We start from the raw sequence: 12640 nt of genomic DNA on the forward strand, positions 1-12640 counted from the left end.
CGACCTTGGCACATTGCGATGCCGTCGGGGGAGGGCGGCAACCATCCCATCTACCCAATGCCGACCTCCGAGAGGATCTCGAGCTTCTCGTCATCGCTCCATCGACGGCGCCGCTCAACGCCCAGAACTTCGCCCATCATGGCCCCTTCAGATAAGACACGTCGTTAACGACGCCGTTATGCACGTGTCTTAGATCAGAGGGCCCCAGTCAGGCAGGCGGCCTCAATCGGCGGTTACAGTTTTTCTATGTTGCGACGCTGATTGTCAGGTGCAAGGGTGCGGGCGACAGGCATGATCGCCAAACGGCAGAAGAAGGACGGTAGATGAGAATTCGATCCGTATCGGTCCTAATGGCCGGTTTCGTACTCGGTGCATGTTCGGCAGTAGTGAATGACAGTTCTGATAGTCGACAGGACCAAGAGCTATCTGAAGCCGTAGCGGCCTTGGCGGCACCCGACCAAAACCTCGCATCGGCGCGGCTGCGGTCGAGTGACGGCTGCTACTGGTATCGCCATTCCGGCCCCGTCGAAACGACAGAATTGCCGCTTCGGACAGTCGATGGCCAGCACATTTGTGTGCAAACTACCACTTAGATGCTGACAAGGAAGCTGACGGCCATCTTCTGAAGACTACTGCAGGGTCGGGGCCGGAAATACCAATGCCATATTCCGCACGTCCCTCAACTTTGGGCAGTAACGCTTTCTTTGGCGGAATAGAGGAAGGCCGTCGAATTGATCTCGACTTCTGGATAAAGCTGGTTGATGTGCGCCATCACCATGCGCACACAGCCCGAACTAGCCCGTGAACCAATGGACCGCGGTGAGGGTGTACCGTGGATCCGTAGGTAAGTGTCTCGATCCCCCACATAAAGGTAGAGGGCGCGTGACCCCAAAGCATTGTTCGGTCCTGGTTCCATCCCTTCCGAGTACTGCGCATAGGTTTCGGGATCACGTTCAATCATGGACTGTGTCGGCGTCCAGTGAGGCCACTTGACCTTGCGCTTGATTGTATAAGTACCAGGCTCGTATAGGCCACCCCGTCCAATGGCTACGCCGTACCTCATGGCTGTTCCATCCTGTTCGATATGATAAAGATACCGCGCCACGGCATCGACATGAATGTCACCTGGCGTAAGGTCGGCATTGGCAACGACCCGCTGCGGCAGAAAACGCGAATGCAAGCCCCACGGATTGGAAGTCGCCGGATCGAAGTTTGGTGGTGTCACCTGTGCATCCCAAGCGGCCTTCTCGGCCTCTGTTGGCCATGTGTTTGCGAGAAGGGGGCTCGCTATAGGAGCAGAGAACAACATGGCCGTCGTCGAAATGAAGTGGCGTCTCGTAAGCATACTTTCTCCTGATCCAGGAAGGAGCCTAATGCCGAAGAAAAGCCGGCAGGTTACTACCCTCACATAGGACCTCTACCAACTTTAGCTTCAAGGTATTGCTGGGAAAATTCTTGATGAATTCGACGAGCATGTGGCTGCTCACGGTATGGAGGGGCGAGCCGTCCCGGGTTTGCCGGAGGCTCCAGCTGACCTGATGCTGTGGACGGCCTCTGCACCACCGCAGCGTGCGATAATTTTGCCGATGAGCCAAATAAAAGGAGCGCTTTCCTTACCCTTAACCGGAGCTACAACTCAGAGAGTGTTCTGAGCTGCCCGGATATAAATCATTGGATCTACAGCCTCGCCTTTCACCCGGATCTCATAGTGGAGATGGGGGCCGGTGGAGCGTCCAGAGCTTCCCATATCGCCAATTTGCTCTCCACGTGAGACTTTTTGTCCGACCTTGACGCGGATCTTATTCAGATGGGGATAACGTGTTTCGATTCCGAACTCGTGCTGAACCTTAATGATGCGGCCATAGCCACTCTGCCAACCGGCATATGTCACCACGCCGTCTGCAGTTGAGTAGATCGGTGTGCCGACAGGCCCAGCCATATCAAGGCCCTTGTGCATTCGACCCCAGCGCGGGCCAAAACCTGAAGTGTAGCGGAATGAAGCTTGCACAGGCATAGCGAAGGGAATGCGCTCGACAGCGAGCCGGTAGTGGTTGATGCGGTCGAGCTGGTCTAGAATTCGGTTCGCTCGCAGTGTTTCGTCTGCAAGATCTGCCGCTCCCATTGTTGACATCTGGATCTGCGTCAAGGACGCGCTTTTCTGGGAATGGTCCTGATGCACGTCGCGCATCAGCTGTTCGGGTTCGAGGTCTGCCGCGCGAAACATGTCATCGAGCGGCTCGACAGGCACCGTCAACGCATCCTCAAGCTGTCCGAGGATTTCGTTGTTCCGCTCTTTCATGAGACGCAGTTCTAGATCGAACTTTTCGGTAACCACGCTAGCGTCTATGGCCTCCGTTGCTATCTGGTCGCGTTCGGCAGCCGTTTCGGCGAGTGCATTCGCCAAGAGGTCAATGGCACCGATCGACGCATCGGAAGCCTGCACCACATCGCCGGCTTCGCTAGCCTGCAATGTGGCCAGCCGCTCCTCAGCTTCCTTTCGGTCGGACATGGTTTTCCGCAAGGTTGCTTGCAGAGCTCTAAGCCCTGTGTCGAGTTCGCGGTGGCGTTCCGTAGAAGTCAGAAGTTCGCTCTGTAGTGCCGAGATCTGCTCAAGGGCGGCGACGAAGCGTTCTTGGGCCGCTCCGGCTTCTTTTCGACGTAGGTCACGCTCATCGGACAATGCATTGAGACGGCCCTCATAGATATTCAAGTCACGTGCAGCTTGGTCTCGGTAGCTCCCGGCTCCGATCGAGTCGATGAGTAAGATCGCCGTCACGAGAATTGCCCAAGCAACGAACATCCCTCCTGCAGTCCAAGCCAGCAGTTGAGCCCTGACCCCCAGACGAACAAAGCGGGTATGGTTCTCTGACTTGATAAAGAGCCGCCGCTCCGGCACGCGACGTTCAAAAGCCGCATATACACGCTTCATCGGTTGCGACGTCAATGGCTCGCCCCAGCTTGCTGCGACCATGGATGGCCGTATCTCCGCGAGACTGAGTATCGGCGCCGCCAAGAAATCGCAACGAATTTGACAGCTGCCTTTGGCAGACCACTGCTGGTTTAGCCCCCATCGGCGTTATCTTGCCAGAAACCGTCCGTATGATCTCTTTGCGGGAAAGGGCTCATCCGATCTCGCGCCCTACAATATGCCATGCGAGTCAGACTGATCGGACTCGGCGGGACCCGGGTCGAGACTACAGACGAGGATCTCGGGCGCTTGGCGGCCTGATCCGGCCGCCTCGCTTTGATCTGAACACCACTGCGTTTGCCCAAAATGGGGATCGAGCACCATCTCTTTCTGGAGTGTTGTTGCCGCCAGCCCATCATTCCCACGGCGGAAGTCCACGAGCCGCATGGGGATCACGATCGGCAGGCGCTGATCCGGCAGGATTTCGACCGAGCCTCGCGCAGCGCCGCGGCAATCTCGGCGATCCGCACCGTCGGCGTGGAAGGCATAGCCGGATCACCACGCCCCATGGGTCTCGATCTCGATCCACTTAAAGGGCGCCACCAGCCTGTCACCGGAATGAAGGCCGAAAAATTCAGATCCCGGCGGTCCAAGGTTGGGTCCCAGAGCACAAACCCGCAAACTCTCGTAATGACCGAGGGACCGGCGGGGAGCAGCTCATCTTGCATATGGTCTCTCCCCCATTCTTGAGGCTCGGCACCAGCCAATCTGGCGCAACCCTCGAACGGAAAATGCCGTGGGAGAGGCCACTGACCCAGTCAGCTCACTGCCCGATCATGGGGTCTAAAGCCTTTTAGCGGCGTCGCTTTGCCCGCTTCTTAGGCGTATATGTCGATGGGCGTCCCGATCCGCACCATGGCGTAGATTTCTTCGATTTGACGGTCCGACACCGCGATGCAGCCTGCCGTCCAGTCGCGCTTGTTCATGGGATCGATCCCGCGCCTTGGGCCGCCGTGAACAAAGATATCCCCTCCGGGAGGTCGACCCTGCGCCTCCGCGAAAGCAATGTCTGCCTCATTCGGATAGGAAATGCCGATGGAGAGGTGAAAGAGGCTGTTGGGGTTGCGCCGGTCAATTGTGTAGGAACCTTCAGGAGTGCGGCCGTCTCCCTCGAATTGCTTGTGGCCTTCGGGCGCGAAGCCGAGACCGATGGGGTAACTTCGCACTATACCATCAGCACCGTCCAGGATCAGAAAGCGTTGCGCCTTGTACATCCGCAGCCGGATGACTTCGGCTCCATTGTCAGATCTGAACGTGCTGGCACAGCCCGACAGAACGGCGGCCAATCCGCCCGATAGAAAGGCTCGCCGCAGAATTCTGGTATGCATCACTACTCGACGCCTCATTTGCGAGGTCTGGTTCGGTTGGAACGCTACTCTACCAAAAACGCCGGATCAATGACCATGCGCCAGTGCTCCTTTCGCCATCTGGTCGCCCACTGGTTCACCGCCCGATGGGCTTTCCTTGATCCGGTGGCCATTCAGAAGCCGCAGCGCATTGGCCACCACTAGCAGGGATACGCCCACATCGGCGGCGATCGCACCCCACATCGAGGCCATGCCAAATGCTGTCAATCCGACAAACAGGGCCTTGGCTGCCAGTGAGATGCCAATGTTCTGATGAATGATCGTCATGGTCCGACGCGAATGACCTATAAGCCATGGCACGCGATCGATATCGTCGGTCATCAGCGCGATGTCAGCCATCTCGATGGCCGCATCCGATCCGACGGCACCCATCGCGATGGCATAATGTGCCCTTGCCATGGCCGGCGCATCGTTCACGCCATCGCCGATCATCGCCACCATGTCATGGTCTGCGACTAGTTCCTCGATAATCCTCACCTTGTCCTCTGGCAGCAGTTCGGCACGCACCTTGTCGATGCCGACCTCGGCAGCTACCGCGCGGGCGGTGCGTTCATTGTCCCCGGTCAGCATGACGATTGTCTTCACGCCCCTCGCGTGCAGTTCCGCCACGATGCGCTTGGCATCAGGTCTGATGCGGTCGCGCAATTCCAGAATGCCGTTCACGCCTGTTTCGTCCCCTATAGCAACGAGCGTGCTACCAGCCCCTTCGATCCGATCACGGAGATCTGCCGGAATGCAATTGCTGAATCCTTTCTCGCCGGCGAACCGGTCCGAGCCAAGCCAGATGGAGTGCCCGTCGGCGCGCCCTTCCAATCCTCGCCCCGGCACCGTTCGTGTCTCGTCCGCTGCCGACACGTCGATACCCTCGGATTCGGCGCGCGCAAGGATGGCACGGGCCAACGGGTGCGACGAACGCGCCTCCAGTGCCGCCGCTCGCTTCATCAGGTCATGCGCCGAGGCATCGCCCAAGGGGTAGACTGCTGCCACTTCGGGCTCGCCCATGGTGATCGTTCCGGTCTTGTCCATCGCGAGCGCCGTGGTGCGGCCCGGCGCTTCGACATAGGCGCCGCCCTTGATGAGCACCCCCGCTCGTGCCGCAGCGGTAAGCGCCGCCACGATGGAAACCGGCGTAGAAATGACCAGCGCGCAGGGACAGGCGATGACCAGAAGCACCAGCGCATTGTAGAACCAGTAGTCCCAGCCCCCCCCCAGGAGGATCGGTGGCAACAGCGCAATGGCGATCGCCAGCATCATGATAATGGGGGTGTAGATGCGTGCAAACTTTGCAACCCACTGTTCGACCGGCGCGCGGCGCGCGTGGGCATCGCCGACCATGCGGATGATTTTTGCCAGCACAGTGTCCGAGGCGGCCTTCGTCGCGCGAATGATTAGCGTACCCTCACCGTTGATCGTGCCGGCATAAACCTCGTCGCCGCGCTCCTTGGGCACCAATGCGCTTTCCCCGGTGATCGGCGCCTGATCGACGGCCCCTGCCCCGTCCACGACTTCACCATCGAGGGGAATACGGTCGCCGCCGCGCACGATGAAGCGGTCGTTCACGGCGACCTCTGCCGCTGGAACATCCGTCTCGATGCCGTCCGGTCGGATCACCCGCGCCGAGGGCGGTGCTAGATCCAGCAGGGCCGACACCGCGTTGCGCGCGCGTCCGACGCTCCAGCTTTCGAGATAAAGAGAGAGAGAGAAGAAAAACGCGACCGTAGCAGCCTCAAAGAACTCACCGAGCCCGATGGCGCCGACCACGGCAACTACCATCAGCAAGTTCATGTCAGGAGAAAACCGTCGCGCAGAAGACCAAGCCTTGGGCGCAACCAGCCAGACCCCAAAGAGGATCGCAACAGCAAACAGCCCCGCTTCCACCAATGGCATCGTCATTTCACCATGCCCTGCGAACAGCCCAAGCGCGCCACCCATTCCGGATTCAACGATGTGATAGAGAAAACCCGCCGCCCAACAGCTGCCACTCAGTGCGGTGAAGCGCTTCTGACGTACCAGATGCGCCGCCTGGTCCTTCGCTGCGTTGTCTGCATCCCACGGCTTGGCGCTCATCCCCGTGCTTGTGACGAGCTGCGCAACTTCGTCGTCCGAAATTCTGTCAGCGGTGTCGAGGATCGTCATTCGTCCGTTTATGACATCGAACGCCAGATGCTCAGTCCCGCCGACCTTCGGACCAACAACCCTGTTCAGGATCGCCACCTCTTCTGCACAGTCCAGACCAGAGACCTGGAAACTTCGTCCGTTCGGGGGAATGGGATGTGCCGATCCCGTGTTGGTGCGAACACCGCAACACGCGCTACCCTCTCGATGAGAATGTTCATGTTCGCTTGAGTCGTCGTGGGCGCGATCATCGCGGTGGCCATCAGAAGACATGGATTGACCTCGGGATTCGTTCATTCCCCATCGGAATAGCCCCTACAGCAACTAGAGCTTCAAGGGGTAAAACAGTATTTTCGCTCAGCAGGGAAACCGACCGGCGGAAACTTCAAACGCGCCGCTATCGCCAGATAATGGGGCTCACCTGCCAAAAGGGTGAAATGGACATGCTTCAACGGCCCGCGGTGATCATGGTAACAACACTGGCCCTTGCAGGTTGTGCTGCGCCTGCAATGGAAGACAATGATTAGTCGAAGATCGGCAGTGTTCCAGAAGCTGTCGTTGTCCTCACCGCGCCTGACCAGAACCGCATCACGGCGCGCCTTCTTCCTGAAGATACTTGCTATTGGTATGAGCATAGTGGGCCGGGGAAAACGACCTTGGAGCCGTTGCGATCGACAAGCGGCAACCCCATCTGTGTCGCGCGCCAATCCTGATTGGCCCATCGGCATTTCCTATCCCAATGAGGCCGACATCGCGTTTGCGGAAGCGCTTGGTCGACCTCCCGGAAAGGACATTTTCATCCATGGCGGCCCGAGACCCGGGGTCGACCCCATGGATGTCCGCGATTGGACGGCAGGCTGTATCTCGGTGTCGGACCGTCAGATCGAAGAGATCTACGCCATGGTGCGGAATGGGACGCCCATCGATATCTACGCCTGACGATCAGGCAAAGCGACGGCGCAGTGCGACGTTGATGGCCTCGATGGCAACGACCATGATGATGACTGCGAGCGTCACACTGGCAGCCTTGTCGTATTGAAAAGAGCGCACGTAGGTCTGGATGTAGAAGCCGATCCCGCCTGCACCGACGATGCCGAGGATCAGCGACTCGCGGAGGTTGAGCTCGAACCGGAAAATCGTGTCACGAGCAATAACCGGCGCCATTTGGGGCCAGATCGCGTGCCGAAGACGCGCCAGCGGTCCAGCGCCCGCGCTTTCGAGCGCCGCGATGGGCGCACGGGAAACACCGTCAATCGCTTCGGCATAGAATTTGGCGAGCATTCCGGTCGCATGAAAGGCAACGGCGATGATGCCGGGCAGCGGGCCGAGGCCGACGGCGCCAACCATGAGCATCGCCACAAGAATCAGAGGTATCGCCCTGATGAAGGCGAGAAGTGTTCGAACCGTTCGATAGAGCGGCGGAGACACCATCGTTTCGGACGCAAGAATACCGAGCGGGGCCGACAGGACCACCGCTCCCAGAGAGCCGAGGATCGCGATCCTGAGCGTTTCGGCGCCGCCCTTCATGATCTCCCTCATCACGGTCGGATCAGGGGGAAACATCCGGCCGAGAAATTCTGCGATCCGGGGCCCGGCCGACAGGAGACGCGAGAACTCGACGTCGGTCGTCATGAAAGACCACAGAATTGCACCGGCGACCAATGTGCTGGCCGCGAAACCGCCGAACCCGCGAAACCGCATCAGGACACCGCTCGCAGACCGACACCGGGCATCCGCTCTGTGTCCCGGTATAGGTTCGCAGTCGCCTCCTCGCTCAGGTCGGAGGTCGGGACATCGAAGACGATCCGCCCACCGCTTATACCTACGATGCGTTGCGCGAAACGCCGCGCCAGATCGGGCTGATGCGACGAGAACATCGCCGTTGCGCCGCGCACTCGTGCCGCGCCTGTCAGCAGCGTCAGAATTTCGGCCGCCCGGGCGGGGTCGAGACTGCTCACCGGCTCGTCAGCGAGGATCAGTCGCGGCTCCTGCGCCAGACAGCGTGCGATGGCAACGCGCTGCCGCTGTCCGCCGCTGAGACTGTCGACTCTGCGCTCGGCGAGATCGGCGATGCCGCAGTCGGAGAGCGCGGCCAGCGCAGTTTCCAGATCATGCGAAGTCGACGATCCCATCAAGGCGCGCAAGGGCGACATGCGTCCCAAGCGGCCATTGAGAACGTTGCGTAGGACCGTGGACCGTTCAACAAGGGCGAATTCCTGGAACACGAAGCCTGTGTCGGGGCGTCGCGCGCGCAGAGGCGGTCGATCGGGATCGAGCGACGCTCCCAAGACCGAAGTTCGCCCTTGCCAGCCCCGGAGCCTACCGTCGAGCAGTGCCAGGAGCGTCGTCTTACCCGCACCAGAGGGACCGAGCAGAGCGACGCTTTCCCCCGTGGGAACGAGCAGAGAAATCCTTTCCAGAGCCGGAAGATCCGAACCCGGATGGGCAAAGCTCAGGTCGTCGATCTGCACGGCCGGGCTCATTTCAATAGTCCGTATCGCCTCGCCAAGTCGCGCACACCTTCGTAGGCGGCGGGATCGGCTCTGACGTATCCATCTGGCCCATAAAGAAAGCGCAGTTTGTCGCGGTGCTCTGGCTTGTTCAGCATCATCATGGCATCGACGAACCGCGTGCGCAGGCCAACGTCCAGCCCTGGCCGAGCGATCACCACGTGGCTGGGAATGGCATCGCTCTCCGCGATCCAGGTCACCTGCGACTGCTGCTCCGGCGTGAGCAAGAGATCGGCATACTGACTGGCGCCTGCCGCCGCGACCAGCCCCTCGGCCATCGCCTGCATTGCCTGTTGATAGCCACCCGCGAAGAAGACCCGCCCGAAGAACGCGTCGGCGGCCTCCGGGCGGTCGATCAGCCCCGCGCGCTCGAACTCGGCAAGCGGGTAAAGATAGCCCGACTCCGATATCGGATCGGCGAAGGCGATGTCCCTACCACGCAGGTCGGCGAGCGACTGGATGCCGGCGTCGCGGCGAACGAAAACGCGGCCGGTGTAGCTCGGATCACCGCGGTAGACCTCGGACAGGAGCGGGATCGCGTCGATCTCGGCCTCGGCCAGAACAAAGGGCAGCGCTCCCATGAAGGAGATGTCCGCGTCACCGTTCCTCAACGCCTCGACCGCGGCGGCATGGTCGATGGTGACGAAGCCCTCGACAGGCGCGCCGATCTGCTCGGACAGCCAGCTTGTGATGGCCTCGATATCCCCCAGCAGCTTGTCGGGATTTTCCTGCGGGATGAAGGCAAGGCGCAACGTATCATCTTGCGCGGCAAGGGGCGCCGCCAGAAGCACTGTGCTTGCTCCAGCCATGGCCAGGACGGCTCTGCGGTTCAGTTTCGTCGCCATTAGAAGGCCCTTTCGTCAATCGCGTTGGCGTCGGACTTGAACGCGCTCCAGCTTGCTTCCGCGGCCGCCCAGTCCTCGTCGCGCACCGCAGCGCCGACTTCTTCCAGCCCCTTGGCCAGCGCGTAGACATCGGGGCGGGCGGCAAGGTTTGACATGGTGCCGGCGTCGGCCGCGAGATCCGCCGCGACAGTGTCTACCAGCAGCAGGATATGCTCCGCATCCCGTTGTGGGATCAGCGTGTCGAGTGTCGAGGCAAACGTCGTGAGCTCGGAAAATGCCAGCCGGAAGGCTGTGTTTTCGCTGCCGAAGGCTTCATAAGGCTCATCCGCCGCGCCCACAGTTTCCAGATAGGCCGTGAGGTCGTCACGATCCGCCTCGGTCAGCCCAAGCGATTTCGTCTCGTCGAACCAGTCCACGACAGTCGCCAGTGTCGGCAGCGATCCGTCGTGGAAATAGGGTGCTGTATAGACGGTGCCGAGCAGCGTTGGGGTATCCAGTGCACCGGCACGAGCGCCTTCATAGACCTGCGCGACTGAGCTGATGTCGTGTGCCTGACGATCCAGGAAGTTCGCGTCCGGGACATGACAACTGGCGCAGGAACGGTCGCCGAGGCCTGCGAAGGGACGGCTGAAGATCGCCTCGCCGCGTCGAGCGGCCTCTGGCGCGGCACTGGTAAGCCTACCATCGGCTGTCAGCATGGCGTTGGGCAGAAAGTCGAATTCGAGCATGTAGGCGACCAGCGCGTCCAGCATGAAGGGCGTCGGCTCCTCGCCGCCGAACTCGTTGACGATCACGTTGCGGCTGAAATCGCGCAGGGAAGCGAAGCGGCCATCGCGGCCATAGGGTCCGGTGAAGCGCAGTCCGCGCAGGCTCGGAATATCAATCGGGTCGTCGCGCCGGTCGTTGAAGATGGGATTGAAGAATGCGCCATCCACGTCGATCGCACCGGGCTTGTGGCTGGCGCCGGGGATGAAGAGGCGCTGGTTCACGTCCGAGCGGTTGTGACAGGTCGAACAGCCGATTCCGATATCACGCGCGGGACTGCCGAAGATCTGCGCGCTGTCGAACAGCATGTCGCCATAGGCGACGAGTGGGAGGTCCGTTTCATCTATGCCCTGCTCCTCGAAGTTGAGCACAAGCAGCGGCAGCGGGTCCTGATCGAAAATATCCGAGCCGGGCGGCAGGCTTGGCGGCACTTCGACGGAGCGGCCACTCAGCACCGCTGTTTCCGGTAGAGCGCTCAGCGTCCGCCGCGTCGTGAAAGTGTCGAGGAGATAGTTGTCGGCGAGATAGTCCGAGATGACTGCGCGCGCGGTTGCCATTGCCTCGGTGGAGGTAGGTGTCGTGCCTGCGCCAAGGAGACCGGGAGAACCCGCGCTGCTGGCGAGTTCCAGCCATGCGCGGCCGATACGCCTCGAAGCTTCGGGATCGGCGGCGGCGATGCCGTCCGCGAAGGCGCGGTAAAGTTCACGGGCTTCGCGCACGGCCCGCTGCGCGGTCGCCGGGCTTTCGGCCGCAATGGCCCGATCCAGCTCTTCTTCGAGCCTAAGCGCTATCAATCGCGTCGCCTCGGCGAAGACCGCATGCCGGTCCTCGCTCGAGATAGCATCCATGAGCGTGTCAGGCTTCACGTCGCTATCTTCATCCAGACGCGCCAGCGCGCCGAACGAGAAATCCGAGTTGCGGTGGGGTTCAGACCAAGCGGCCTCTACGTCGTCCCAGGGCAACGGCTCGAGATTTCCGAGGAAGAGTGTCAGCCGATAGGCGGCCGCTTCGGGAAGCCAGGGCGCCTCCTTGGCAGGAGTCGCCAAAGCAGAGCCAGAGAGGGCAAGCGCCCCTGCAAAAGCGGCAAGCAACAATGCAGGAAATCTCGACGTCACAGCGTTCTCCGGTCTCACAAGTTAGCCGACGCTAACATATATAGATAATGCTAACAAGTTGTCATTCCCGCCAGATCGCGGCAATGTCCTGGCATGACGAAGTTGCAGATACATAGACGTGAGGCCTCCGACGCGAGCGACAGGGATGCCAAGGCGCAGGCGGAAGGCTTCGCGACCGTGCGCCAGGCGCATGAGAGCGAAATGGCCGAGGACTATGTCGAATTGATCGCCGAGCTGATCGAGATTCAGGGCGAAGCGAGACCGGTGGACATCGCCGAGCGTCTGGGTGTGAAACCCCCCACGGTCACCAAGAACATCTCAAGACTAAAAGAGGCAGGCCTCGTTTCCCGCGAGAGGTATAGAGCCATTTTTCTCACCCCTGAGGGACAGAAACTGGCAGAGGCCTGCCGAAGGCGTCACCGTATCGTGGTGGCGTTTCTCCTGAGTCTTGGGATCGATGAGGAAACGGCGGAACGGGACGCCGAAGGGATCGAACACCATGTCAGCGAAACCACTCTGGAAGCCTTCGAGGCGGTGGTGACGCGCGCTCATGAAAAGCCTTGACCTCGCGGTTTCGACTTTTGCCGGCGACCAATGGACGTCTGCGGAGAACTGAGAAATCCATGCGTTCTCCAAGTCCAAATTCGTTGCTTACGAAGGATCGTGGCGGATCTCCGGAGAGATGACATGCGCAATCCTTGAATGGGTCGATCGGCTCATCAACCGCCGCCCGGTCGAGCCTGTCGGCGTTGTCCGTTCAGCGGAGGCGAACACTACGTTGCTCTCGAAACATCGAGCATGGCCGCGTAGCTGAAGCAAACCAGCCCCCCGGAAGTCTGGCGCGGTTCATGCCGCGATAATGTTGCGGCCACGGGGACTGCTTTGCCAAGCAGGTCGGCGGCAAGGCCGCTTGAAAAGCGCGTCTCTGGAAGCCGAAGCATCGGGTCGACCAGCG

The 12640-nt window shown here is 60.5% G+C and carries 10 protein-coding genes; 2 read left to right on the plus strand and 8 right to left on the minus strand.

The annotated features are described in order from the left end of the window. Window positions 1-679: 679 nt before the first annotated feature. From AADJ02_RS14325 to AADJ02_RS14340, 4 genes are all read right to left on the minus strand, one after another. The gene (locus AADJ02_RS14325) at window positions 680-1345 is read right to left on the minus strand and encodes a L,D-transpeptidase (RefSeq protein WP_253335418.1); all 666 of its coding nucleotides are present in this window, start codon (window positions 1343-1345) and stop codon (window positions 680-682) included. A gap of 291 nt (window positions 1346-1636) precedes the next feature. Further along, a complete protein-coding gene (locus AADJ02_RS14330) occupies window positions 1637-2929 on the minus strand; it encodes a DUF5930 domain-containing protein (RefSeq protein ID WP_282026635.1) in 1293 nt (430 codons plus the stop codon). An 857-nt stretch (window positions 2930-3786) separates the two neighbouring features. Continuing rightward, window positions 3787-4296, minus strand: coding sequence for a L,D-transpeptidase family protein (locus AADJ02_RS14335; RefSeq protein WP_341213700.1), 510 nt, complete (start codon window positions 4294-4296; stop codon window positions 3787-3789). Between the two features lie 66 nt (window positions 4297-4362). Then, on the minus strand, window positions 4363-6549 hold the full coding sequence (locus AADJ02_RS14340) for a cation-translocating P-type ATPase (protein ID WP_341213701.1): 2187 nt from the start codon (window positions 6547-6549) through the stop codon (window positions 4363-4365). A 387-nt stretch (window positions 6550-6936) separates the two neighbouring features. Between AADJ02_RS14340 and AADJ02_RS14345 the strand changes: the two genes are divergently transcribed. Beyond that, the gene (locus AADJ02_RS14345) at window positions 6937-7389 is read left to right on the plus strand and encodes a L,D-transpeptidase (RefSeq protein WP_341213702.1); all 453 of its coding nucleotides are present in this window, start codon (window positions 6937-6939) and stop codon (window positions 7387-7389) included. Window positions 7390-7392: 3 nt separating this feature from the next. Here AADJ02_RS14345 and phnE read toward each other — a convergent pair whose 3' ends face one another. Genes phnE through AADJ02_RS14365 form a run of 4 tightly spaced genes read right to left on the minus strand, consistent with a single transcriptional unit; the run spans window position 7393 to window position 11685 of the window. Continuing rightward, window positions 7393-8151, minus strand: coding sequence for a phosphonate ABC transporter, permease protein PhnE (gene phnE, locus AADJ02_RS14350; protein WP_341213703.1), 759 nt, complete (start codon window positions 8149-8151; stop codon window positions 7393-7395). Continuing rightward, complete coding sequence (locus tag AADJ02_RS14355) at window positions 8151-8933, minus strand: ATP-binding cassette domain-containing protein (RefSeq protein ID WP_341213704.1); 783 nt, start codon at window positions 8931-8933, stop codon at window positions 8151-8153. Before AADJ02_RS14355 ends, phnE begins: the two co-directional genes overlap by 1 nt. Continuing rightward, a complete protein-coding gene (locus AADJ02_RS14360) occupies window positions 8930-9769 on the minus strand; it encodes a phosphate/phosphite/phosphonate ABC transporter substrate-binding protein (protein ID WP_341213705.1) in 840 nt (279 codons plus the stop codon). The genes AADJ02_RS14355 and AADJ02_RS14360 overlap by 4 nt, the downstream gene beginning before the upstream one ends. Window positions 9770-9804: 35 nt before the next feature. After that, on the minus strand, window positions 9805-11685 hold the full coding sequence (locus AADJ02_RS14365) for a cytochrome c peroxidase (protein WP_341213706.1): 1881 nt from the start codon (window positions 11683-11685) through the stop codon (window positions 9805-9807). Between the two features lie 93 nt (window positions 11686-11778). Here AADJ02_RS14365 and mntR point away from each other — a divergent pair, with 93 nt between their 5' ends. After that, window positions 11779-12249, plus strand: coding sequence for a manganese-binding transcriptional regulator MntR (gene mntR, locus AADJ02_RS14370; protein WP_341213707.1), 471 nt, complete (start codon window positions 11779-11781; stop codon window positions 12247-12249). The last annotated feature ends 391 nt before the right edge of the window (window positions 12250-12640 follow it).

Source organism: uncultured Limimaricola sp. (genome assembly GCF_964022235.1).
In the GTDB taxonomy this organism is placed as follows: domain Bacteria; phylum Pseudomonadota; class Alphaproteobacteria; order Rhodobacterales; family Rhodobacteraceae; genus Limimaricola.

Coding starts and splice junctions, on each gene's coding strand:
- AADJ02_RS14325 (WP_253335418.1), bottom strand. CDS start 1,345: ATGCTTACGAGACGCCACTTCATTTCGACGACGGCCATGTTGTTCTCT.
- AADJ02_RS14330 (WP_282026635.1), bottom strand. CDS start 2,929: ATGAAGCGTGTATATGCGGCTTTTGAACGTCGCGTGCCGGAGCGGCGG.
- AADJ02_RS14335 (WP_341213700.1), bottom strand. CDS start 4,296: ATGCATACCAGAATTCTGCGGCGAGCCTTTCTATCGGGCGGATTGGCC.
- phnE (WP_341213703.1), bottom strand. CDS start 8,151: ATGCGGTTTCGCGGGTTCGGCGGTTTCGCGGCCAGCACATTGGTCGCC.
- AADJ02_RS14355 (WP_341213704.1), bottom strand. CDS start 8,933: ATGAGCCCGGCCGTGCAGATCGACGACCTGAGCTTTGCCCATCCGGGT.
- AADJ02_RS14360 (WP_341213705.1), bottom strand. CDS start 9,769: ATGGCTGGAGCAAGCACAGTGCTTCTGGCGGCGCCCCTTGCCGCGCAA.
- mntR (WP_341213707.1), top strand. CDS start 11,779: ATGACGAAGTTGCAGATACATAGACGTGAGGCCTCCGACGCGAGCGAC.